Source organism: Streptomyces thermoviolaceus, assembly GCF_045209695.1.
In the GTDB taxonomy this organism is placed as follows: Bacteria; Actinomycetota; Actinomycetes; order Streptomycetales; family Streptomycetaceae; genus Streptomyces; species Streptomyces thermoviolaceus.
Window position 1 is genome coordinate 3,639,205 of record NZ_CP109280.1, and the last position, 23,202, is coordinate 3,662,406.

The window sequence follows — 23,202 nt, forward strand, 5'->3', positions numbered from 1 at the left end:
TGACGGGACCCGCGCCGGCCACCGGTGTGCGGCGGTGCCCTCGGCCCGCCGGCCGTGACGCCTCGGCTCACGACCGGTCATGTGCCGGGGCGGTTCACCTCTCCGCCACGGGGAAGTGCCGTGGCGCCAGCACCAGCAGGACGGCGCACGCCGCAGCCGCCGCGCAGCCCGCGCCGGTGTAGACGGCGTGGACGGCATCGGCGACGGCGTGTCGGGTGCTCTCCGGCACGGTGCCGGTGCCCAGGGAGCGGGTGAGCGAGTCCAGGTCGTGTGTGCCGCCGAGGCGGCGGGCGAGGACACCGTTGGCGACCGCGCCGAACAGGGAGGCGCCGAGGGTCTGGCCGATCTGACGGCAGAACAGCACGGAGGCGGTGGCGGTGCCCCGTTCGGCCCAGCCCACCGTGGACTGCACGCCCACGATGAGGGGCAGCTGGAACAGGCCGAGGGCGGCGCCGAGCGCCAGCATCAGCACGGTGGGCTGCCAGGCGGCGCCCGGGTACGGCAGGAACGGGAACGCCAGCAGCAGCACGGCGGCGGCGCCGATGCCGAGCACGGCGGTGTCGCGGAAGCCGATGCGGCGGTAGACGTGCTGGCTCAGCGCGGCGGACAGCGGCCAGGTCAGCGTCCACACCGACAGCACGAACCCGGCGGCCACCGGGGCCAGGCCCAGCACGGCCTGGGCGTAGGTCGGCAGGAAGACGGACGGGGCGACCATGAGCAGGCCCAGCGCGCCCAGGGCGAGGTTGACCGCGGCGATGGTGCGGCGGCGCCACACCCAGCCGGGGACGATCGGCTCGGCCGCCCGGCGTTCGACGGCCACGGTCAGCACGAGCAGGGCCAGGCCGGTGCCGAACAGGGCGAGCGACGGCGCGGACAGCCACGGCCAGGCCACGCCGCCCTGCACGACGGCGGTCAGCAGGGTGCCGGCGCAGGCGAACACCGCGAGCGCACCGGCCCAGTCGATGCGCGGCCGGGCGACGCGCGCCCGGTAGGGCTCGTGCAGGTGACGGACGATCAGCCACAGGGCGGCCGCGCCGACGGGCACGTTGATCAGGAAGATCCACCGCCAGTCGGCGTAGGCGGCGAGCAGTCCGCCGAGCGCGGGCCCGGCGATCGCGGACACGGCCCACACCGTGGACAGCCGGGCCTGGATCTTGGGGCGTTCCTCCAGCGGGTACAGGTCGGCGGCGAGGGTCTGCACCGTGCCCTGCAGTGCGCCTCCGCCCAGGCCCTGGACGATGCGGAACACGATCAGCGCGGTCATGTTCCAGGCGGTCGCGCACAGCAGGGAGCCGATGAGGAAGAGGGCGGCGCCCGTGACGAGGACGGGTTTGCGGCCGACGGTGTCGGACAGCTTGCCGTACACCGGCAGGGTCACCGTGACGGCCAGCAGATAGCCGGAGAACAGCCAGGAGAAGACGGAGAAGCCGCCGAGGTCGCCGACGATCTGCGGGACCGCGGTGGACACGACGGTGGAGTCGAGCGCGGCCAGGGCCATGGCCAGCATCAGCGCGGCGACGACCGTGCCGCGCCGGGAGGCCGCGGTGTGCTCGGTGACCTGGTGTATCGCGGGTTCGGTGTGGCCCACCGGCTGGTCCTTTCCCCGTGCACGCGTCTGCCGGCGACAGCTTGGCACGCCGGGCGCGTCGTGCGGGAGGGCGGACACGGGGCGCGCGCCGGGGCGCGGCGCCCCCGGGACGCCCCCCGGTTCGCGCGGGCGGTGCCCTGAGGGCGCGTCCTTCCGATCTCGGCGCGGGAAGGACGGCCCCCTAGGGGATGTGCCGTAGCCGGTGTCGGGGCGGCCTCCACCCGGCGGACGACGCGAAACCGGTCGAATCCTCCCTACCCTGGCTGCACGCCGCTGGGGGCGGCGTACCGCACCGCGGGGGGTGGGGTTTTCCCCCGGGCAGGACGGGGCCCGGCACCAGCGCGCGGGACGGTTCCGCAGACCAGACTCGTCCACCGGGCACCGCATCGTGCCGCGCGGCCGGCAGGGCCGCACCCGGCCGCGGTGCCGCACCGCACACGTCCGCGCCGGGAGCCGGCGCATCACCCGCACGTCGCGCCGCCCGGACCACGGGATGCCTGCGCACGCACCGCCGCGGGTGACCGGGCATCCGGCCATCGACCGACCGAGGAGACATACCGTGACATCGGCTGTGACCGTTCCCAGGCACGGGGGTACTGGAAGGCCCACGGCCGTCGCCGCGCGGGCGCGGCAGGTCGTGAAGGCGTACGGGGCGGGGGAGACCCGGGTCGTCGCTCTCGACCATGTCGACGTGGACATCCACCGCGGGCAGTTCACCGCCATCATGGGGCCGTCCGGGTCCGGCAAGTCGACCCTGATGCACTGCCTGGCCGGGCTGGACACCGTGACCAGCGGTCAGATCTTCCTGGACGACACCGAGATCACCGGCCTGAAGGACAAGAAGCTCACCCGGCTGCGCCGGGACCGGATCGGCTTCGTCTTCCAGGCGTTCAATCTGCTGCCGACGCTGAACGCGCTGGAGAACATCACCCTGCCCCTGGACATCGCCGGCCGGAAACCGGATCCGGCCTGGCTGGAGCGGGTGGTGGAGACCGTGGGGCTCGGCGGACGGCTCAAGCACCGGCCCAGCCAGCTCTCCGGCGGCCAGCAGCAGCGGGTCGCCGTGGCCCGGGCCCTCGCCGCCCGGCCGGACATCGTCTTCGGGGACGAGCCGACCGGCAACCTGGACTCGCGGGCCGGCGCCGAGGTGCTGGGCTTCCTGCGCCGCTCGGTGGACGAGCTGGGGCAGACCGTCGTGATGGTCACCCACGACCCGGTGGCCGCCTCCTACGCGGACCGGGTGCTGTATCTGGCCGACGGCCGGATCGTGGACGAGATGCAGCAGCCGACGGCCGACCAGGTCCTGGACCGCATGAAGGACTTCGACGCACGGGGGCGCACGTCATGACCGTGCTGAAGACCTCGCTGCGCAACTTCCTCGCCCACACCGGCCGCATGGCGCTGTCCGGGGTCGCGGTGCTGCTGTCGGTGGCGTTCGTGTGCGGCACGCTGGTGTTCACGGACACCATGAACACGACGTTCGACAAGCTGTTCCAGGCGACGGCGGCGGACGTCACGGTCGGCCCGGAGGGCGCCTCCGGCGGCGACGAGGCGGCCTCCCGCACCGGCCGGCCCCCGGTGCTGCCGGCCTCGGTGCTCACCCGGGTGCGCGGCACCGAGGGCGTCGCGTCGGCCGAGGGCACGGTGTCCTCCTCCGCGGTGACCGTCGTCGACGCCGACAAGGAGAAGCTGTCGCCGTCCAACGGGGCGCCGACCATCGTCGGCAGCTGGAGCGCCAACGCCGCCCGCACCATGAAGATCACCTCCGGTGCGGTGCCGAAGGGGCCGGACCAGATCGTGGTCGACGCCGACACCGCCGCCAAGCACCATCTGCGGCTGGGCGACGAGATCGGTGTGATCACGGCGGTCGGCACCCACCGGGCGCACGTCTCCGGCGTGGCCTCCTTCACCGTCACCAACCCGGGCGCGGCCCTGTTCTACGTGGACACCGCCACCGCCCAGCGGATCCTGGTGGGCAGGACCGGCGTCTACACGGCCGTCGACGTCACCGCCGCCCGGGGCGTCTCCGACGAGGCGCTGAAGCAGAAGGTGACCGCCGCGCTCGGTCCCGGCTACTCGGTGCGGACCGCCGCGGAGGCCGCCGACGCCAATCAGAAGGACGTCGAGGGCTTCCTGGACGTGCTGAAGTACGCGATGCTCGGGTTCGCCGGGATCGCGTTCCTCGTCGGCATCTTCCTGATCATCAACACGTTCTCCATGCTGGTCGCCCAGCGCACCCGGGAGATCGGGCTGATGCGGGCCGTCGGCGCCTCCCGCCGGCAGGTCAACCGGTCGGTGCTGGTGGAGGCGCTGCTGCTGGGTGTCGTCGGGTCCGTGCTCGGTGTCGGCGCCGGTGTCGGTCTCGCGGTGGGCCTGATGAAGCTGATGGGCGGCATCGGCATGAAGCTGTCCACCGACGACCTGACCGTCGCCTGGACCACCCCGGTCACCGGTTGCGTCCTCGGCGTGCTCGTCACCGTTCTGGCCGCCTGGCTGCCGGCGCGCCGGGCCGGGAGGATCTCCCCGATGGCGGCGCTGCGCGACGCGGGCGCCCCGGCCGACGCCCGGGCCGGCACGGTGCGTGCCGTGACCGGTGCGGTGCTCACCGCCGCGGGCGCCGTGAGCCTGTACCTGGCCGCGGGCGCGGACAAGGCGTCGGCCGGGTCGGGCTGGCTGGGCATCGGTGTGGTGCTCACCCTGATCGGGTTCGTCGTCGTCGGCCCGGTGCTGGCCGGCGGCCTGGTCCGGGTCCTCGGCGCGCTGCTGCTGCGCGTCTTCGGCCCGGTCGGGCGGCTGGCCGAGCGCAACGCACTGCGCAACCCGCGCCGCACCGGCGCCACCGGAGCCGCCCTGATGATCGGCCTGGCCCTGGTGGCCTGCCTGGCGGTGGTCGGCTCGTCCATGGTGGCCTCCGCCACCGACCAGCTGGACAAGTCCGTCGGCGCCGACTTCATCGTGCAGAGCGACACCGGTGCGGTCATCACCCCGCAGGCGGTCGAGGCGGTGAAGGCCGCTCCGGGCCTGAGCAGGGTCACCGAGCTGAAGGTGCTCGACGTGGACCTGACCACCCCGGACGGTGTCACCACGAAGAACGAGACGATCAGCGCGGCCGACGCGACGTACGCGCAGGACCTGCGCACCGAGACGGTGGCCGGCTCGCTCGCCGACGCCTACCGGCCCGGGTCGATGTCCGTGCCCGAGGGCTTCGCGGACAAGCACGGTGTGCGGGTCGGCTCGACGGTGACGGTCGACTTCCGCGACGGCGGCACGGCACGGCTGACCGTGCGCGCCGTCACCAGCGAGGACGTCGTGCTCGACCAGGGCGCGATGTACGCCTCCATCGACACGGTGGCCCGCTACGTGCCCGCCGAGAAGATGCCGCTGGACGTGCTGCTTCTCGCGGCCGCGCAGGACGGGCAGGAGGCGAGCGCCTACCAGGCACTGAAGTCGGCGCTGCACGACTACCCGCAGTACACCGTGCGCGACCAGACCGACTACAAGAAGGCGCTCAAGGATCAGATCGGCCAGCTGCTGAACATGATCTACGGCCTGCTGGCGCTCGCGATCGTCGTGGCGGTCCTGGGTGTGGTGAACACGCTGGCGCTGTCGGTGGTCGAGCGCACCCGGGAGATCGGGCTGCTGCGGGCGATCGGGATGTCCCGCCGCCAGCTGCGCCGCATGATCCGGCTCGAGTCCGTGGTGATCGCCGTCTTCGGTGCGCTGCTGGGCCTCGGGCTGGGCATGGGCTGGGGCGTGACCGCGCAGAAGCTGCTGGCGCTTCAGGGCCTGACCGTCCTCGACGTCCCGTGGCCGACGATCGGCGCGGTCTTCGTCGGCTCCGCCGTCGTGGGTCTGGTCGCCGCCCTGGCCCCGGCGTTCCGGGCGGGCCGGATGAACGTGCTGAACGCGATCGCCACGGAGTGATCGTCACCGAGCAGCCGGCAAGCGGCCGGCGGACGGGCCGTACCGGACGACCGGACTCGGCCGGACCGGTACCGCGGCTCCCGCCGGGGCGGGCTCGCGACGCGCGGGCCCGCCCCGGTGCGGGTACGAGGACCGGCGACGCGCCGGGGGCGGTGCGGGCACGGTGACCGGCCCCCGCCCGTCGTCGTACGCGCGTTCGACACGGGGGCTGTCCACAGCCCCGCCGTCCCCGCCCGCCGGCGTCGTACGCTGGGAAGGACCCCGGCCCGCCACGCGCGTCGGGCCTTTCGTGGTGCCCGGCACCGCCCCCGTTGCCCAGCTGGACGGAAAAAGCCCCCATGAGCCTGCACGGTCTGCTCGACGCCGTCGTCAAGGACCCCGCCCTCGCGGAAGCGGTCACCGCCGCCGCCGACGCGCGCCGTATGCACCTCGACCTGGTCGGCCCGCCGGCCGCCCGTCCCTTCGCGATCGCGGCCCTGGCCCGCGAGGCGGGCCGGCCCGTGCTCGCGGTCACCGCGACGGGGCGCGAGGCCGAGGGCCTGGCGGCCGCGCTGCGCTCCCTGCTGCCGCCGGAGGGCGTCGTGGAGTACCCCTCCTGGGAGACGCTCCCGCACGAGCGGCTCAGCCCGCGCAGCGACACCGTCGGCCGCCGGCTCGCCGTGCTGCGCCGCCTCGCGCACCCCAGCACCGACGACCCGGAGACCGGCCCGGTCTCCGTCGTCGTCGCCCCCGTCCGCTCGGTGCTCCAGCCGCAGGTCAAGGGGCTGGGCGACCTGGAGCCGGTGTCGCTGCGGGCCGGGCAGAGCGCAGATCTGGAGGACGTCGTCGACGCCCTCGCGGCCGCCGCCTACGCGCGTGTGGAGCTGGTGGAGAAGCGCGGCGAGTTCGCGGTGCGCGGCGGCATCCTCGACGTCTTCCCGCCCACCGAGGAACACCCGCTGCGCATCGAGTTCTGGGGCGACGAGGTCGAGGAGATCCGCTACTTCAAGGTCGCCGACCAGCGCTCCCTGGAGGTCGCCGAGCACGGCCTGTGGGCCCCGCCCTGCCGTGAGCTGCTGCTCACCGACGACGTCCGCGCCCGGGCGCGGGAGCTGGCCGAGGAGCACCCGGAGCTGGGCGAACTGCTCGGCAAGATCGCCGAGGGCATCGCGGTGGAGGGCATGGAGTCCCTCGCCCCGGTCCTCGTCGACGAGATGGAGCTGCTGCTGGACGTGCTGCCGCAGGGCGCCATGGCCGTGGTCTGCGACCCGGAGCGGGTGCGCACCCGGGCCGCCGACCTGGTGGCCACCAGCCAGGAGTTCCTGCAGGCCAGCTGGGTCGCCGCGGCCGGATCCGGACGCAGCGGCGAGTCGGACGCGGGCGAGGCGCCCATCGACGTGGGCGCGGCCTCCCTGTGGTCCATCGCCGACGTCCGCGACCGGGCCCGCGAGCTGGGCATGATGTGGTGGTCCATCTCCCCGTTCGCCGCCGACCGGTCGGCGTACGACGGCGAGAGCGACGGCGACACGCTCACCCTGGGCATGCACGCCCCGGAGACCTACCGCGGCGACACCGCCCGCGCCCTCGCCGACACCAAGGGCTGGCTCGCCGACGGCTGGCGGGCCGTCTACGTCACCGAGGGCCACGGCCCGGCCGCCCGCACCGTGGAGGTGCTCGGCGGTGAGGGCATCGCCGCCCGCCTCGACGCCGACCTGGGCGAGCTGTCCCCGTCGGTGGTGCACGTCTCCTGCGGCTGCCTCGACCGCGGTTTCGTCGCCCCGGCGCTGAAGCTGGCGGTGCTCACCGAGACCGACCTGACCGGACAGCGCACCACCGGCCGGGACGGCGCCCGGATGCCGGTCCGCCGCCGCAAGAGCATCGACCCGCTCACCCTGGAGCCGGGCGACTACATCGTCCACGAACAGCACGGCGTGGGCCGCTACATCGAGATGGTGCAGCGCACCGTGCAGGGCGCCACCCGCGAGTACCTGGTCGTGGAGTACGCCCCCGCCAAGCGCGGCCAGCCCGGCGACCGGCTGTACATCCCCACCGACCAGCTGGAGCAGATCACCAAGTACGTCGGCGGGGAGGCGCCCACCCTGCACCGGCTGGGCGGCGCCGACTGGACCAAGACCAAGGCACGGGCGAAGAAGGCGGTCAAGGAGATCGCCGCGGACCTGATCAAGCTGTACTCGGCGCGCATGGCGGCACCCGGCCACGCCTTCGGCCCGGACACGCCCTGGCAGCGCGAGCTGGAGGACGCCTTCCCCTACGCCGAGACCCCCGACCAGCTGACCACCATCGCCGAGGTGAAGGCGGACATGGAGAAGCCGGTCCCGATGGACCGGCTGATCTGCGGCGACGTCGGTTACGGCAAGACCGAGATCGCCGTGCGCGCCGCGTTCAAGGCCGTCCAGGACGGCAAGCAGGTCGCGGTGCTCGTCCCGACGACCCTGCTGGTCCAGCAGCACTACAGCACCTTCTCCGAGCGGTACGCCCAGTTCCCGGTGACCGTCAAGGCGCTGTCCCGGTTCCAGACCGACGCCGAGGCCAAGGCGGTCCTGGACGGGCTGCGCGACGGCTCGGTGGACGTGGTCATCGGCACCCACCGGCTGTTCTCCTCCGAGACGAAGTTCAAGGACCTCGGCCTGGTCATCGTGGACGAGGAACAGCGTTTCGGTGTGGAGCACAAGGAGCAGCTGAAGAAGCTCCGCGCCAACGTCGACGTGCTCACCATGTCCGCCACGCCCATCCCGCGCACCCTGGAGATGGCGGTCACCGGCATCCGCGAGATGTCCACGATCACCACCCCGCCGGAGGAGCGGCACCCCGTGCTCACCTTCGTCGGACCGTACGAGGAGAAGCAGATCGGCGCGGCGATCCGCCGCGAGCTGCTGCGCGAGGGCCAGGTCTTCTACATCCACAACCGGGTGGAGTCCATCGACCGGGCCGCCGCGAAGCTCCGCGAGATCGTCCCCGAGGCCCGGATCGCCACCGCGCACGGCCAGATGTCGGAGGCCGCGCTGGAACAGGTCGTGGTCGACTTCTGGGAGAAGAAGTTCGACGTGCTGGTCTCCACCACCATCGTCGAGTCCGGCATCGACATCTCCAACGCCAACACCCTGATCGTCGAACGCGGCGACACCTTCGGCCTGTCCCAGCTGCACCAGCTGCGCGGCCGGGTCGGCCGCGGCCGCGAACGCGGCTACGCCTACTTCCTCTACCCGCCGGAGAAGCCGCTGACCGAGACGGCCCACGAACGCCTGGCCACCATCGCCCAGCACACCGAGATGGGCGCCGGCATGTACGTGGCGATGAAGGACCTGGAGATCCGCGGCGCCGGCAACCTGCTGGGCGGCGAGCAGTCCGGGCACATCGCCGGCGTCGGCTTCGACCTGTACGTCCGCATGGTCGGCGAGGCGGTCGCCGACTACCGTCGCCAGCTGGAGACCGGCGAGATCGAGGAAGAGGCCCCGCTGGAGGTCAAGATCGAGCTGCCGGTCGACGCGCACGTCCCCCACGACTACGCGCCCGGCGAGCGCCTGCGTCTGCAGGCCTACCGCTCCATCGCCTCCGTCAACAGCGAGGAGGACATCCAGGCCGTCCGCGAGGAACTCACCGACCGCTACGGCAAGCTGCCCGAACCGGTGGAGAACCTGCTGCTGGTGGCCGGCCTGCGGATGCTGGCCCGGTCCTGCGGCGTCGGCGAGATCGTCCTCCAGGGCGCCAACATCCGCTTCGCCCCGGTGGAGTTGCGCGAGTCCCAGGAGCTGCGCCTCAAGCGCCTGTACCCGGGCGCGATCCTCAAGCCGGCGACCCGTCAGGTCCTCGTCCCCCGGCCCAAGACGGCGAAGATCGGCGGAAAGCCGCTGACCGGCCGTGAACTTCTGGCCTGGGTCGGCGAGTTCCTGACCTCGGTGCTCGACTCGTAGTCCGACCGGCTGGCCGAAACCAGCCGGTGGATACGCCCTTGCTTGCTCCCTTTGCCTCTTCGCGCCCCAAGAGCCTTGTCGCTTTGTCGACTACGGTGGGCACGTTGTGATCGACAGGCCGCGCGTGTCAGGGCGGGGCCGGAAAGGCAGGGAGGACACTGATGGGCGTGCAGGCGGGCCGTGGCGGACCGAAGGAGCGACGCCGCGGCAAGGCGGGGAGCCTGGTGCGCGCAGGAGTCGCGGTGTGCGCCGCGATGGCGCTGGTCGCCGGATGCAAGGGGGGCTCGGACGACAAGGCCGGTGCCTCCAGCAGCAGCAAGACGCCCACCCCGTCCGCCTACGGTCGCGCGGTCAGCCCGCTCGACAACCCGGACGGCACCAAGCCGGGCCTGGCGCCGGTGACGAGCGAGGAGGACCAGGCCGCCGCGCGCAAGCTCATCTCCCGGGTGGCGGTCAAGGGCCGCGGCCCGAAGACCGGTTACGATCGCGACAAGTTCGGTTACGCCTGGATGGACTCCGCCGACGGTGTCCCGTGGGCCCGCAACGGCTGCGACACCCGCAACGACCTGCTCAAGCGGGACGGCGAGGACATCGAGTACCGCGACGGCTCCGACTGCGTGGTCGTCTCCATGACGCTGCACGACCCGTACACGAACAAGACGATCCACTGGACCAAGTCCCAGGCCACGGCGGTCCAGATCGACCACGTCATGCCGCTGTCCTACGACTGGCAGATGGGCGCCGCGCACTGGACGAAGGAAAAGCGTCAGCAGATCGCCAACGACCCGCTCAACCTGATCCCGGTCGACGGCTCCGCCAACTCCGCCAAGGGCGACTCCGGCCCGGCGTCCTGGCTGCCGCCGAACAAGGAGATCCGCTGCGCCTACAGCGTGCGCTTCGCCCAGGTCTCCCTGAAGTACGACCTGCCGGTGACCGAGGCGGACAAGGAGATGATGCTCCACCAGTGCGGTGGCTGACGGCATTCTTAAGGCACTGACCGGCGGTGGTGGTTCTCACCGCCGCCGGTGCTGTCCGCTGTCTCACCGGCACGCCGATCGGCGCCGGCGGCGGCACGGGCGTCTGTTTCCCGAAGGCCCGGCAGGGCGGGGAGTTCGTGTGCGACCCCGCCCTGCCGGTTTACTGTCTCACGGCGTTCTGCCGATGAACGGCCGACGGTCGGGGTGGTGACGAAGGCGGACAACCGGTCACGCGTCTCGGCCCCCGACCGCCGGACGAGCAGGAACCACCAGGGCTCGCACCCTGGCGTGGTGTGTCCTGTTTCATGTGCCCCCGGCGCTGCGCGCGTTATGGTCATCGTGTCGCTTTCACGAGTTGACCACGAGGCCTTCACGGATGGGTCGTGACCGCGCCTCGCTGTCACCGGTCAGTTCGGCTTCTTCTGGAAGCCACGGGGGGTGTGGCGCCGGGGCCTTGCCGGCCGGGCCGACGACGGCTCGCCGTCCGCCCTGGGCGCCCACGGGAAGGTTGCGGTGTGCTCGCGCGACTGCCACTTCCATGGCTACTGCTCATGGCTGCGTTCGCTACTTCCCTGATCGCCTGGGAGACGCATGCGGTATACCGGATACGCAAGTTGACAGCGGCGATCATCGCGATCTCGGTGCTGGCCTGCCTTGGCATGATCGCCGAAGGCAGGGCTCAGGATCCCCCGCACAACGCCCGGCAGATGCTCGTCATCTACTCCTTCACCTGGGCCGGTGCGGCCATCGGCCTCTTCTGGACTCGACGCTTCTGGTTCGAATGGCGCGATGACAGGCGCAAGGGAGTCCGAAGGGACTATGTGTTGCCCCGGCGATACAAGGTGGCCATGAACTCCACGTTCGTCGTCATGTTGATTCTGGGGGTCCTGCTCGCCGGCTGAACAAGGCCGCGTCGGGCATGCCCGGATGTCACCACCGCCCGGCTTTGCGTCTCGTCGGCCTGCGCAGTGCTGCCGAGGGACGGTCCGGACCCGGCCGGCGTCCGCGCCTGGTCGGGCTCCGAGGTGAGGGCACCTCGGTCCGGCGGCGACCAGAGCCGTCTCGTCCACCGGCTCTGGGCGCGCGGCCGGGACATGTCACCGGGCGGCGGGTCGTCAGCGAGCGTGTGCCCTGCCGTCCTCGTGCTTGAGCGCTTCGAGGAAGGCAGCGAATGCCGCAGCCGGGAAAGTGAGGGTGGCGCGGTGCGGGGCCTTGGAGTCGCGGACGGCTGTGTGCGTGGGAAGCTGCGCGATCTCCACGCACTCATTGCCGTCACCGGGGCCCGAGTAGGACGACTTCCGCCATGTGCTCACGGGTCCTCACAGTTCCTTCGTCAGTCTGTGAATGAATGCACGTGACCGGTCCGGGTCGAGTGACGCACCCTTCACTCTACGGAAGCCTTCCCGATACGTGGCGAGTTGAGCCTCGCTGTCGATGAAGACCGAGCCGTGCAACTGGTCGCGCACCACAGTGTCGAGCCTGGGCAGGGGGCCTCCCACGTAGGTCATGGTGCTGGCGGCGCCAGCGAAATTGTCGATGTCGAACGGGACGACGCGGATAGTGATGTGGGCGGCCTCTGACAGTTCGAGGAGCCGGGCGAGCTGGTCCCTCGATGTGGATCGATCACCGACCCTGATGCGCAGCGCCGCCTCGTGGATCACCGCCTCGTACGGCACGGTGAACTGCTGGCGGGCTTTGCGGTGCCGGATGCGCAGCTCGATCTCCTCGTCCGTCAGTGCCGGGATCCTGGACGAGAAGACGGCTCGCGCGTAGTTCTCTGTCTGCAGAAGGCCCGGCACGTACAGGATCGCCACGTGGCGAAGAAACGTGGCGTGATGCTCCAGTTCGGACAGATCGAGGAAGGGCGTGGGCAGGAGGCCTCGGTACTCCTCCCACCAGCCACGCGTTCGATCGGTGGCCATGGCGACGAGGGCGTCGACGAAGTCACTGTCGGCACAGCCGTAGTGGGACGCCATCCGTCGAACCCGCTGCTCACTCACCCCGGCGAGTGCTGACTCGATGTGCGTGATCTGAGCCGGGGCCACACCGAGCAGCGCAGCCGCCTGGCGGGCGTTCAGGCCGGCTGCTTCGCGGAGCCTGCGCAGTTCGGTGCCCAGCCGCATCTGGCGTGCCGTTGGATCGCGCCTTTTCACCATCGACTTCCCCCTTCAACTTCTGTCAGCGCGTGCCCCATTCGGGGACAGACTACGCGTTCCGCTTGCTGCGTCCCTAGATTTAGATCTACGTTCGGTGACGCGACGCACACGCTGCGGATATCCGGGATGCCGGAAGTGCACCGCTCCGTCCTGCCATGACGGCTGCGGCAGGCCACCGCCCGGACGCCGCCGCGCATCTCACGACCCGATCACTGCGAACGGAGCTGCACCATGCTCACCGACAGCCATGCCTCCACCGAGTCCTGGGAGTACTGCCTCTACATCCCCAACGATCTCCGCGCGGTCACCGTCAGCCGCCGCACCCTCCGCTTGATCCTCACCCTGCACGGGCTGATCCGGCTGGTGGATGTGGCGGAGCTGCTGGCGGCCGAGCTGATCTCCAATGCCGTGCAGCACACCAAGGGGCCCGCCGCTTTGCGGGTGCGTTGGGCGGCGGGGAAGCTGAGGATCGGGGCGTGGGACGCGGATCCCGCGCCGCCGGAGTCGCCCGCGCCGTTGGAACAGGTGGCCGAGTGGGAGGACGGGCGCGGATTGGCGCTGGTCGAAGCGTGCGCGGACGTCTGGGGGTGGCAGCCGTTGTCCCGGGAGGGCAACCGGGGCAAGGTCGTCTGGTGTGAACTCGCCGCCGCCTGAGCATGTCGGCGTGTCACCGGACGCGGGTCCGCGCAGGGCGGTCGGTCCGAGCGGACCGTGGAAGAAAAGGGGCGGCCGGTGGCGGTGCGGCGGACGTGACGCGCAGGCAGTAGCTCGAGCGCCCGGGGAATCGTTGGTCGGATGGGTTGGCCGCGCATCCCCCGCTGCCTACCATCGATCACCGCAAGACTGTGTGCCCCGATGCACGATCTCCCCCCAGGAGGTTTCCTTGCACCGCCGCCGTCGCACCGCGCTCGTCCTCTCCGCCGCGATCGCCGCGGCGGCCCCCCTCCTCACCGCCTGCGGAAACGACGCGCATCCCGGCGCGGCGGCCGTCGTGGGCGGCCAGCGGATCACCGTCGCCCAGCTGCAGAACCGGGTGGACGAGGTGCGCCGGGCGCAGCGAGCGGCGGTGACCGACGAGTCGCAGTACCAGCAGGCCGTCGCCGCCACCGGCACCCTCACCCGGGACACCCTGCACCAGATGATCCTCGACCGGGTGCTGGACCGGGCCGCCCGGGACGCGGGCGTCACGGTGACCGCCCGCGAGGTGCAGGCGATGCGGGAGAACCTGGAGAAGCAGGCGGGCGGTGCCGAGATGCTGCGCACGGTGTGGCTGCAGCAGTACGGGGTGCCGCCGCAGCGCCTTGACGAGAGTCTGCGCCTGCAGATCGAGGCGGAGAAGCTGGCGGCGAAGCTGCACACCGACACCAGCCGACCGGCCTTCTGGAAGGCGCTGTCCGACGCCTCCGACCGGCTGCACATCGACCTCAACCCCCGCTACGGGTCCTGGGACGTGCAGAAGAGGGACGCGGACGCGAAGACGCCGTGGCTGCGGGAGACCGTGGGGGCGGGACAGCAGACCGCCTGACGCGGGGCACGTGACGGGCGCCGGCTCCGTGGTCCACCGGCCCGGCCCACTGCCTGTGGACAACTCCGGGGCGGGGCGGTCCGCCGCCTGTGGACAACTCGGGGATGCGTCGGCGCGGTGCGTTACGTTCGAAACGTGAACACCAACGCCGCCGCCCCCACCTCCGACACCGCGTCCCCCGGCCGTATCGTCCTGCTCACCACCAGCCATCGGGTCGCCCCGGGGCTGCTGTCCTGGCCCGCCTGGCAGGCGCTGCGCGCCGCCGACCGCGTGTTGTGCGCGGACGGCGCGCATCCGCAGCTGCCGTATCTGCGCGAGGCCGGTATAGCGGTCGACGAGGCGGCGCCGACCGCCGAGGAGCTGGTCGCCGACTGCGCGGGCGGCCGCACCGTCGTGGTCGTCGCCACCGGCGAGGGCGAACCGGCGCTGACCGACGGCCTGGCCCGGCTGGCCGGCTCCGGGCGGGTGGCCATGCCGGAGCTGGAGCTGCTGCCCGCCTCCTACGACCTGCCCGGCGCCCGGCTGCTGGACCTGGTGCAGGTCATGGACCGCATCCGCGCCGAGTGCCCCTGGTCGTCCCAGCAGACCCACAAGGGTCTGGCGAAGTACGCCATCGAGGAGGCGTACGAGCTGGTGGAGTCCATCGAGGACGGCGACCGGGAGGAGCTGCGCGAGGAACTGGGCGACGTGTTGCTCCAGGTCGTCTTCCACGCCCGGATCGCCGAGGAGGACAGCGAGGAGCCGTTCTCCATCGACGACGTGGCCGGCGGCATCGTGGCCAAACTGATCAGGCGCCACCCCCACGTCTTCGGCGACGCGGCCGCCGAGACGCCGGAGGAGGTGCGGGAGCAGTGGCTGCGCACCAAGGCCGAGGAGAAGCAGCGCAGCTCGGTGACGGAGGGCGTTCCGCTGCACCAGCCCGCTCTGGCCCTCGCCGCCAAGCTCGCCTTCCGCGCCCGCAAGGCCGGTCTGGACGTGCCGCTGCCCGCGACGTCCGGCATCGGCTACGACCTGCTCGCCCTGGCCGTGCGGGCCGAGACGGAGGGCGTGGACCCGGAGGCAGCGCTGAGGACGGCGGCCCGCGCCTACCGGGACGCGATACGGGCGGCGGAGTCCGGGGCCGCCGCGCACGGGTAGCGCGGCGGGGTCCCGGGCAGCCACAGGTGGCGCGACGGGGTCCCGGGCAGCCACGGGTGGCGCGACGGGGTCCCGGGCAGCCACGGGTGGCGCGGCGGAGCCCGGGCAGCCACGGGCGGCGCGGCGGAGCCCGGGCCGTCGAGCACGGGCACAACCGTGGTTTCCGTGGAGCGGCGGGAGCGGGACCCCCAGGCCCCGGCGGGGCGGCGGGAGCGGGACCCCCAGGCTCCGGTGGGGCGGCGGGAGCGGGACCAGCGGGACCCCGGGGTTCCGCTGGGTCCGGCACCGGCGGTTACTGTCGCCCCATGCACGACCAGCCCCCTGCCGAGACCCCCGACGACACCGCGCCCGCCCTGTTCACCTGGGAATTCGCCAGCAATCCGTACCCGGCGTACGCCTGGCTGCGCGAGCACGCCCCGGTGCGCCGCACCCGGCTGCCCAGCGGTGTCGATGCCTGGCTGGTCACCCGCTACGCCGACGCCCGCCAGGCCCTGGCCGATGCACGCCTGAGCAAGAACCCGGAGCATCACGACGAGCCCGCGCACGCCAAGGGCAAGACCGGCATCCCCGGCGAGCGCAAGGCCGAGCTGATGACCCACCTGCTCAACATCGACCCGCCGGACCACACCCGGCTGCGCCGCCTGGTCAGCAAGGCGTTCACGCCCCGCCGGGTCGCCGAGTTCGCGCCGCGCGTGCAGGAACTCGCCGACGGCCTCATCGACGCCTTCGCCGGGCGCGGCACCGCCGACCTCATCCACGAGTTCGCCTTCCCGCTGCCCATCTACGCCATCTGCGACATGCTGGGCGTGCCCCGCGAGGACCAGGACGACTTCCGGGACTGGGCGGGCATGATGATCCGGCACGGCAAGGGCCCGCGCGGCGGCGTCGCCCGGTCGGTGAAGATGATGCGCGCCTACCTCGCCGAACTGATCCACAAGAAGCGCCAGGCGCTGCCCGCCGAGCCCGCCCCGGGCGAGGACCTGATCTCCGGCCTGATCCGCGCCTCCGACCACGGCGAGCACCTCACCGAGAACGAGGCCGCCGCGATGGCGTTCATCCTGCTGTTCGCCGGTTTCGAGACCACCGTCAACCTCATCGGCAACGGCACGTTCGCCCTGCTCACCCACCCCGGACAGCGTGCGCGCCTGCAGCGGTCGCTGGCCGCGGGGGAGCGGGAGCTGCTGCAGACCGGCGTGGAGGAGCTGCTGCGCTTCGACGGCCCCGTCGAGATGGCGACCTGGCGTTTCGCCACCGAGCCGCTGACCATCGGCGGGCAGGAGATCGCCCCCGGCGATCCGGTGCTCGTCGTCCTCGCCGCCGCCGACCGGGACCCGGAGCGGTTCGCCGACCCGGACACCCTGGACCTGGCCCGGCGCGACAATCAGCACCTGGGGTACGGGCACGGCATCCACTACTGCCTGGGTGCCCCGCTGGCCCGTCTGGAGGGGCAGACGGCGCTCGCCACCCTGCTGACCCGGCTGCCGGACCTGGAGCTGGACGCGGACCCGGCCGAGCTGCGCTGGCGCGGCGGCCTCATCATGCGTGGCCTGCGGACTCTTCCCGTCCGCTTCACCGCCCGTGCATGAGGCCGGGCCGCGGGCGGGCTGACACTGCGGAATGTGACGGAGCCTCAACTATGTGATGTTCATGTGATCTCTGCGGCATGAACTTGTGATGAGCGTTCGGATGGCTTACGTTCACGCATCGGCGTGGCGCCGAGCACATCCCGCCGCGCGTTCCCTGTTGTCGGGTGAAAGGTTGCTGCATGCTCTCCGGGAACGGTCGTCACCGACGCCCCCGGCAGGCTCCCGCCCTGCTCGTCACCGCCGGCGTCACCGGATCCGCCATCGCGCTCCCGCTGATCGGGGCCTCCGCCGCGAACGCCGCCGACGGCACCACCTGGGACAGGGTGGCGGAGTGCGAGAGCGGCGGCTCCTGGAGCGCCGACACCGGCAACGGCTACTTCGGCGGCCTCCAGCTGTCCCAGGACGACTGGGAGCAGTACGGCGGACTCGCCTACGCCCCCAGCCCCGACCAGGCCAGCCGGTCCCAGCAGATCGCCGTGGCCGAGAAGATCCTCGCCCACCGCGGTCCCGGCGCCTGGCGCACCTGTGCGCTGCTGGCCGGGCTGACCCGGGGCTCGGGTGCGGCGAAGGTGGACACCGGTGTGGGCGGCAGCACCTCCGGTGACACGGACCTTGCCGCCGGATCCCGCTCCTCGCACTCCGGCGACCGCGACGGAGAGTCCTCTTCCGCCGACTCCTCCGACGCGGCGACGCCGTCCGCCGGGACGGACGACCCGGGCGTGAGCGACCCCGGCCCGTCGAACTCCTCGACTCAGGACCCGGACTCCCCGTCCGCTCCGCCCGCTTCCTCCCCTTCGGAGCACACCTCCACCGATACGTCCCCGGGGCGCGCCGGTTCGGACTCCGCCACGCCCTCCCCCGGCGAGACGGGCAACCCGGCCACACCCGGCACATCGGCAGGAAACGGAGCAACCGTGCCCGGTGCTCCCTCTGCGACACCTACCGCTCCCGACCGGGACGAGTGGGACGGCTCCGGTCAAGTCGTCGGCGCCTCCGCCCTGGTGGACACCGGCGCACTGGGCTCCGGCCGACACCGCGGCCCGAGCGCGGACGAGAGCGACGCCCGCGCCCGGGAAGCCGCGACGGGGCGGCATGCCTCCCGCGGTGTCACCGGCGGCACGTACACGGTCCGTTCTGGCGACTCCCTGTCGTCCATCGCCGACTCCTTCGACGTCCACGGCGGGTGGCAGGCGCTGTACGCCGCGAACAAGAGCACCGTCGGCGCCGACCCGGACTACATCGTCGCCGGTCAGCAGCTGGATGTACCGGGTCAGAACGCTCACGTCGGGCACTAGTTGATGGGGTGTTTCGCACCGATTGCCGCGTTCGGCGAAAGTGTGGGATGAGTCTCAAAGGCCTGGATCGTCTTTGAAATTCCGCCCACCGGCTGTCTACGGTCATGTCCGCTCGCCACCGCGGGCTCCCGGCTGCCGCACGCCGAATCCTGCCGGCGGCCGCCCGGGAACAGTCGTCGCATCGCGCGCCGCAGGCAGGAGCGGGGGACCCAAGGTAAGTGCCGCACCGTGTCGTCGACGGAGCGGCTGGGGGTGAAGCCGTGCCTTCTTCCGGGCACGGCCGGGCAACTCGACCGGCCCGAACCCGACAGCTCACCTCGCAGGCGTCGGTGAGGGGATCCTTCCATGCTGTTTTCCGGCAAGGGCAAGCACCGTCGTCCGTCCAAGGCCACCCGTGCCGTCGCGCTCGCCGGCGTCGCCGGCGCGGCCGTCGCCGGCCCGCTGCTGGCGGCGGGCAACGCCTCCGCCGCCACCGCCTCCGAGTGGGACGCCGTCGCCCAGTGCGAGTCCGGCGGCAACTGGTCCATCAACACCGGCAACGGCTACTACGGCGGCCTGCAGTTCGCCCAGTCCACCTGGGCCGCCTACGGCGGCACGGCCTACGCCCCGCGCGCCGACCTGGCCACCAAGGCCCAGCAGATAGCCGTCGCCGAAAAGGTCCTCGCGGGTCAGGGCAAGGGTGCCTGGCCGGTGTGCGGCAAGGGCCTGTCGAACGCCGCCTACACCGGCTCCACCGCGCCGTCCTCCCCGGCCGGCGGCACCAGCGGCTCCGGCAGCTCCCAGAAGAGCACCACCACGACCCGGTCCACCGAGCAGCAGCACGCCGACCGTTCGGCCACCCGCACCGCTCCGGAGAAGACCGTCACCACCCCGAGCGGCCGGCATGTGGCCAAGGGCGACGGCGAGTACACGGTGGTCCCCGGCGACACTCTCAGCTCCATCGCCGTCGCCCACCACGTCAGCGGCGGCTGGCAGAAGCTGTTCGAGCTGAACCGTGACATCGTCGAGGACGCCGACCTCATCTACCCGGGGCAGCAGCTGCACCTGAAGTAGGCAGCGGCCCCGCCCCCGTCCCCGCGGCTCCCCGCCCCGGCGCGTGTTCCCCCGTACGCGCCGGGGCGGGGTCGTGCGGGGCGAGGAAGGACGGGAGGAAGGCCGGGAGGGAGGCGAGCGCCGGCGCACAGGGCCGGCGATCCCCGGGATCGGTGCTCTCCCGGACCCGGCGATCCTTCGTACCCGTCGACGCCCGACCCTTTGTTCCGAAGCGGAACAATGTGTACTGTCACTCTGTCCGAGGGACGGTCGGTCGGCCGACCCGCACCCCTGGACGGTTAGGCTCTAGTCGCAAGGCTCACCAGCCCCGCACTTCCAGCGTCACATCCACGAAGGAGATGCTCGTGCCGTCCATCGACGTCGTCGTAGCCCGGGAAATCCTGGACTCCCGAGGCAACCCCACGGTCGAGGTCGAGGTCGGCCTCGACGACGGCAGCACGGGGCGTGCCGCCGTTCCGTCCGGCGCCTCCACCGGCGCCTTCGAGGCCATCGAGCTGCGCGACGGTGACCCGGGCCGCTACCAGGGCAAGGGCGTGGAGAAGGCCGTCCTCGCCGTGATCGAGCAGATCGGCCCCGAGCTGGTCGGCTACGACGCCACCGAGCAGCGCCTGATCGACCAGGCCATGTTCGACCTGGACGCCACCGACAACAAGGGCTCGCTGGGCGCCAACGCCATCCTCGGTGTCTCCCTGGCCGTCGCCCACGCCGCCGCCGAGGCCTCCGACCTGCCGCTCTTCCGCTACCTGGGCGGCCCGAACGCGCACCTGCTGCCGGTGCCGATGATGAACATCCTCAACGGCGGCGCGCACGCGGACTCCAACGTGGACATCCAGGAGTTCATGATCGCGCCGATCGGTGCCGAGTCCTTCTCCGAGGCCCTGCGCTGGGGCGCCGAGGTCTACCACACGCTGAAGAAGGTGCTGAAGTCCAAGGGCCTGTCCACCGGCCTGGGCGACGAGGGCGGCTTCGCCCCGAACCTGGAGTCCAACCGGGCCGCCCTGGACCTCATCCTGGAGGCCATCAAGGAGGCCGGCTACACCCCCGGCGAGCAGATCGCCCTGGCCCTGGACGTGGCCGCCACCGAGTTCTACAAGGACGGCCGCTACGTCTTCGAGGGCAAGGAGCGCACCGCCGAGGAGATGACGGCGTACTACGCCGAGCTGGTCGAGGCCTACCCGCTGGTCTCCATCGAGGACCCGCTGAGCGAGGAGGACTGGGAGGGCTGGAAGGCCATCACCGCCCAGCTCGGCGACAAGGTCCAGCTCGTCGGTGACGACCTGTTCGTCACCAACCCCGAGCGCCTGCAGAAGGGCATCGAGGAGGGCGCCGGCAACGCCCTGCTGGTCAAGGTCAACCAGATCGGTTCGCTGACCGAGACCCTCGACGCCGTCGAGCTGGCCCAGCGCAACGGCTACAAGTGCATGATGTCCCACCGCTCCGGCGAGACCGAGGACGTCACCATCGCCGACCTGGCCGTCGCCACCAACTGCGGTCAGATCAAGACCGGCGCCCCGGCCCGCTCCGAGCGCGTCGCCAAGTACAACCAGCTGCTGCGCATCGAGGAGATCCTCGACGACGCCGCGGTGTACGCGGGCCGCAGCGCCTTCCCGCGCTTCAAGGGCTGAACCGCACCCCGCACCGCACCGCGAGCACGGCCTGACGCCGCCCGGCCGGCGCCGCCCGGCCGGCGCCGCGCGGGCCGTGCTTCGCCCGTCGTGCGTACGTCCCCGTACCCGGTCCCGTACCGTGTCCGGGGACGTACGCGTGTATGAAGGACGCCGGCAGCAGGCAAGGGGAGGCGGAAGCCAGATGGCCGTCAAGGACCGGGACCGGTTCTCCACCGCGACCAGGCTCAGGCTGCTCGGGGAGCAGACCGCGGCGCGGGTCTACCGCTCCCAGAGCCGCCGGCAGGCCCGCCGCTCCCGCCTGACCGGGCGCGCCGCACTGCTCGCGCTGGTGGTGTGCTCCCTGGTGGTCGCCCTGGCCTACCCGATGCGGCAGTACGTCTCCCAGCGCGAGGAGATCGCCGACCTCAAGCGGCGCAAGCAGCAGGCCCAGGAGCGGGTCGAGCAGCTGCGCGACCTCAAGGCGCGCTGGCAGGACGACGCCTACGCCGAGCAGCAGATCCGGCAGCGGCTGCACTACGTCAAGCCCGGCGAGACCGGATACACCATGATCGACCCGGGCGAGGCCAAGCAGTCGAGAGCCGAGCAGAAGACGGCTCCCCGCCCCTGGTACATCAACCTCTGGCACGCCGTGGACACCTCCGACGCGGCCCGCCACTGAACCCACAGGAAGACCCACCCACAGGCATGGACACCCCTCCGCCGCCCACCCCGCGCACCGAACCCACCGCCGAGGACACCGAGGCCGTCCGGCTCCAGCTCGGCCGGCCCCCGCGCGGGCTGCGGGCGATCGCGCACCGCTGCCCCTGCGGCCGGCCCGACGTCGTGGAGACGGCGCCGCGGCTGCCCGACGGCACGCCCTTCCCGACGCTGTACTACCTCACCTGCCCGCGCGCCGCCTCGGCGATCGGCACGCTGGAGGCCGAGGGCGTGATGAAGGAGATGACCGAGCGGCTGCGGCAGGACGAGGACCTGGCCGCCGCCTACCGGGCCGCGCACGAGGACTACATCCGGCGCCGGGACGAGATCGAGGAGCTGACCGGCTTCCCCAGCGCGGGCGGCATGCCCGACCGGGTCAAGTGCCTGCACGTCCTCGTGGCCCACTCCCTGGCCGCGGGCCCCGGCGTGAACCCGCTGGGCGACGAGGCCATCGCGATGCTGCCCGAGTGGTGGCGCAAGGGAGCCTGCGTGCAGGTGCCGCAGCAGCACACGACGAGCGAGGAGAACGACGCGTGACCCGGGTGGCAGCCATCGACTGCGGGACGAACTCCATCCGTCTGCTGGTCGCGGACGTGAACCCGGACACGGGCGAACTGACCGACCTGGACCGGCGGATGACGATCGTGCGGCTCGGCCAGGGCGTGGACCGCACCGGCCGGCTCGCCCCCGAGGCCCTGGAGCGCACCTTCACGGCCTGCCGCGAGTACGCCGAGGTGATCAAGGAGCACGGCGCGGAGCGGGTGCGGTTCGTGGCCACCTCCGCCTCCCGGGACGCCGAGAACCGGGACGAGTTCGTGCGCGGCGTGGTGGACATCCTCGGCGTCGAGCCCGAGGTCATCACCGGCGACCAGGAGGCCGAGTTCTCCTTCACCGGCGCGACCAGGGAACTGGCCGGCCGCGCCGACCTGGACACGCCGTTCCTGGTGGTGGACATCGGCGGCGGCTCCACGGAGTTCGTCGTCGGCGAGGACCACGTGCGCGCCGCCCGCTCGGTCGACGTGGGCTGCGTGCGCATGACGGAACGGCACCTGGTGCACGGCGGCGTGGTGAGCGACCCGCCCACCGAGGAGCAGATCGCCGCCATACGGGCGGACGTGGAGGCCGCGCTCGACCTGGCCGAGCAGACCGTCCCGCTGCGCGAGGCCCGCACCCTGGTGGGCCTGGCGGGATCCGTGACCAGCGTGTCGGCCATCGCCCAGGACCTGCCGGAGTACGACTCGGCGCGCATCCACCACTCCCGCGTCTCCTACGACCGCGTCCGGGAGATCACCGACCGGTTGCTGCACTCCACCCACGCCGAGCGCGCGGCCGTCCCGTCGCTGCACCCCGGCCGCGTGGACGTCATCGGGGCGGGCGCCCTGGTCCTGCTGGCGATCATGGAGCGTATCGGCGCCCAGGAGGTCGTGGTCAGCGAGCACGACATCCTGGACGGAATCGCCTGGTCCCTGGCCTGAGCAAGACCGGCGAGGCGGCGTCGCGACGGGTGTCCCGCCCGCCGGTCGAGGCAGGGGAGATCACCTGCCGGAGGCATGAGCGGGCACGCCGGTGACGCCGCGTCGGACGACGTTCGTGAAGTTCTTCACAAGGATTTCCGTCGTGTCGGCGCATCGGAGAGGCTTCACCGGCCCTCCAGGGGGCTCAACAGGGACGTGAGGGTGCTCGACGGAGCGCTCCGGCATGCCGTCCGAGGAGGCGTGCGCACCCT

Annotated in this window: 18 protein-coding genes and 1 riboswitch; of the genes, 15 read left to right on the forward strand and 3 right to left on the reverse strand. The window is 72.1% G+C overall.

Going from position 1 to position 23,202, the window contains the following annotated elements; all coding sequences use genetic code 11:
• Window positions 1-94: 94 nt before the first annotated feature.
• A complete protein-coding gene (locus tag OG899_RS16010; protein ID WP_229814338.1) occupies window positions 95-1,588 on the reverse strand; it encodes an MFS transporter in 1,494 nt (497 codons plus the stop codon).
• Window positions 1,589-2,147: 559 nt separating this feature from the next.
• On the opposite strand from OG899_RS16010, the gene OG899_RS16015 reads away from it, so the two are divergent.
• The 5 genes from OG899_RS16015 to OG899_RS16035 all read left to right on the forward strand — a co-directional run bounded on the left by OG899_RS16015 (window position 2,148) and on the right by OG899_RS16035 (window position 11,302).
• A complete protein-coding gene (locus OG899_RS16015; RefSeq protein WP_125496856.1) occupies window positions 2,148-2,936 on the forward strand; it encodes an ABC transporter ATP-binding protein in 789 nt (262 codons plus the stop codon).
• Entirely contained in the window at window positions 2,933-5,512 is a 2,580-nt protein-coding gene (locus OG899_RS16020) for an ABC transporter permease (protein WP_125496857.1), read from the forward strand. Before OG899_RS16015 ends, OG899_RS16020 begins: the two co-directional genes overlap by 4 nt.
• A 338-nt stretch (window positions 5,513-5,850) precedes the next feature.
• Entirely contained in the window at window positions 5,851-9,423 is a 3,573-nt protein-coding gene (gene mfd / locus OG899_RS16025; protein WP_168132049.1) for a transcription-repair coupling factor, read from the forward strand.
• A 161-nt stretch (window positions 9,424-9,584) separates the two neighbouring features.
• On the forward strand, window positions 9,585-10,400 hold the full coding sequence (locus tag OG899_RS16030) for an HNH endonuclease family protein (protein WP_229814340.1): 816 nt from the start codon (window positions 9,585-9,587) through the stop codon (window positions 10,398-10,400).
• Between the two features lie 551 nt (window positions 10,401-10,951).
• Window positions 10,952-11,302 (forward strand): hypothetical protein, encoded by a 351-nt coding sequence (locus tag OG899_RS16035; protein ID WP_189428363.1) that lies wholly within the window; start codon window positions 10,952-10,954, stop codon window positions 11,300-11,302.
• Window positions 11,303-11,515: 213 nt separating this feature from the next.
• Here OG899_RS16035 and OG899_RS16040 read toward each other — a convergent pair whose 3' ends face one another.
• Together OG899_RS16040 and OG899_RS16045 are read right to left on the reverse strand one after the other, a co-directional pair.
• Complete coding sequence (locus tag OG899_RS16040; RefSeq protein ID WP_189428364.1) at window positions 11,516-11,713, reverse strand: DUF397 domain-containing protein; 198 nt, start codon at window positions 11,711-11,713, stop codon at window positions 11,516-11,518.
• A 6-nt stretch (window positions 11,714-11,719) separates the two neighbouring features.
• Window positions 11,720-12,556 (reverse strand): helix-turn-helix transcriptional regulator, encoded by an 837-nt coding sequence (locus OG899_RS16045; protein ID WP_189428365.1) that lies wholly within the window; start codon window positions 12,554-12,556, stop codon window positions 11,720-11,722.
• Window positions 12,557-12,787: 231 nt separating this feature from the next.
• Here OG899_RS16045 and OG899_RS16050 point away from each other — a divergent pair, with 231 nt between their 5' ends.
• From OG899_RS16050 to OG899_RS16095, 10 genes are all read left to right on the forward strand, one after another.
• A complete protein-coding gene (locus OG899_RS16050) occupies window positions 12,788-13,210 on the forward strand; it encodes an ATP-binding protein (protein WP_125496862.1) in 423 nt (140 codons plus the stop codon).
• Window positions 13,211-13,439: 229 nt separating this feature from the next.
• Entirely contained in the window at window positions 13,440-14,081 is a 642-nt protein-coding gene (locus OG899_RS16055) for a SurA N-terminal domain-containing protein (RefSeq protein ID WP_125496863.1), read from the forward strand.
• 135 nt (window positions 14,082-14,216) lie between these two features.
• Window positions 14,217-15,218, forward strand: a complete 1,002-nt coding sequence (locus tag OG899_RS16060; protein ID WP_125496864.1) for a nucleoside triphosphate pyrophosphohydrolase — start codon at window positions 14,217-14,219, stop codon at window positions 15,216-15,218.
• Window positions 15,219-15,523: 305 nt separating this feature from the next.
• Window positions 15,524-16,804, forward strand: a complete 1,281-nt coding sequence (locus tag OG899_RS16065; RefSeq protein ID WP_125496865.1) for a cytochrome P450 — start codon at window positions 15,524-15,526, stop codon at window positions 16,802-16,804.
• A 179-nt stretch (window positions 16,805-16,983) separates the two neighbouring features.
• Entirely contained in the window at window positions 16,984-18,099 is a 1,116-nt protein-coding gene (locus OG899_RS16070) for a transglycosylase family protein (RefSeq protein ID WP_125496866.1), read from the forward strand.
• A gap of 176 nt (window positions 18,100-18,275) precedes the next feature.
• Window positions 18,276-18,440: riboswitch (cyclic di-AMP (ydaO/yuaA leader) on the forward strand.
• 4 nt (window positions 18,441-18,444) lie between these two features.
• Window positions 18,445-19,152 carry a transglycosylase family protein gene (locus tag OG899_RS16075; protein ID WP_168132045.1) on the forward strand — a complete coding sequence of 236 codons (708 nt, stop codon included), beginning with the start codon at window positions 18,445-18,447 and terminating at the stop codon, window positions 19,150-19,152.
• Window positions 19,153-19,496: 344 nt separating this feature from the next.
• A complete protein-coding gene (eno, locus tag OG899_RS16080; protein WP_125496868.1) occupies window positions 19,497-20,777 on the forward strand; it encodes a phosphopyruvate hydratase in 1,281 nt (426 codons plus the stop codon).
• Between the two features lie 184 nt (window positions 20,778-20,961).
• On the forward strand, window positions 20,962-21,438 hold the full coding sequence (locus tag OG899_RS16085; RefSeq protein WP_125496869.1) for a septum formation initiator family protein: 477 nt from the start codon (window positions 20,962-20,964) through the stop codon (window positions 21,436-21,438).
• A gap of 26 nt (window positions 21,439-21,464) precedes the next feature.
• Window positions 21,465-22,013, forward strand: coding sequence for a DUF501 domain-containing protein (locus tag OG899_RS16090; RefSeq protein WP_189428366.1), 549 nt, complete (start codon window positions 21,465-21,467; stop codon window positions 22,011-22,013).
• Window positions 22,010-22,951, forward strand: coding sequence for a Ppx/GppA phosphatase family protein (locus tag OG899_RS16095; protein ID WP_125496871.1), 942 nt, complete (start codon window positions 22,010-22,012; stop codon window positions 22,949-22,951). The genes OG899_RS16090 and OG899_RS16095 overlap by 4 nt, the downstream gene beginning before the upstream one ends.
• Window positions 22,952-23,202 lie beyond the last annotated feature (251 nt).

Coding starts and splice junctions, on each gene's coding strand:
- OG899_RS16075 (WP_168132045.1), top strand. CDS start 18,445: ATGCTGTTTTCCGGCAAGGGCAAGCACCGTCGTCCGTCCAAGGCCACC.
- OG899_RS16050 (WP_125496862.1), top strand. CDS start 12,788: ATGCTCACCGACAGCCATGCCTCCACCGAGTCCTGGGAGTACTGCCTC.
- OG899_RS16065 (WP_125496865.1), top strand. CDS start 15,524: ATGCACGACCAGCCCCCTGCCGAGACCCCCGACGACACCGCGCCCGCC.
- mfd (WP_168132049.1), top strand. CDS start 5,851: ATGAGCCTGCACGGTCTGCTCGACGCCGTCGTCAAGGACCCCGCCCTC.
- OG899_RS16085 (WP_125496869.1), top strand. CDS start 20,962: ATGGCCGTCAAGGACCGGGACCGGTTCTCCACCGCGACCAGGCTCAGG.
- OG899_RS16035 (WP_189428363.1), top strand. CDS start 10,952: ATGGCTGCGTTCGCTACTTCCCTGATCGCCTGGGAGACGCATGCGGTA.
- OG899_RS16030 (WP_229814340.1), top strand. CDS start 9,585: ATGGGCGTGCAGGCGGGCCGTGGCGGACCGAAGGAGCGACGCCGCGGC.
- OG899_RS16090 (WP_189428366.1), top strand. CDS start 21,465: ATGGACACCCCTCCGCCGCCCACCCCGCGCACCGAACCCACCGCCGAG.
- OG899_RS16020 (WP_125496857.1), top strand. CDS start 2,933: ATGACCGTGCTGAAGACCTCGCTGCGCAACTTCCTCGCCCACACCGGC.
- OG899_RS16070 (WP_125496866.1), top strand. CDS start 16,984: ATGCTCTCCGGGAACGGTCGTCACCGACGCCCCCGGCAGGCTCCCGCC.
- OG899_RS16045 (WP_189428365.1), bottom strand. CDS start 12,556: ATGGTGAAAAGGCGCGATCCAACGGCACGCCAGATGCGGCTGGGCACC.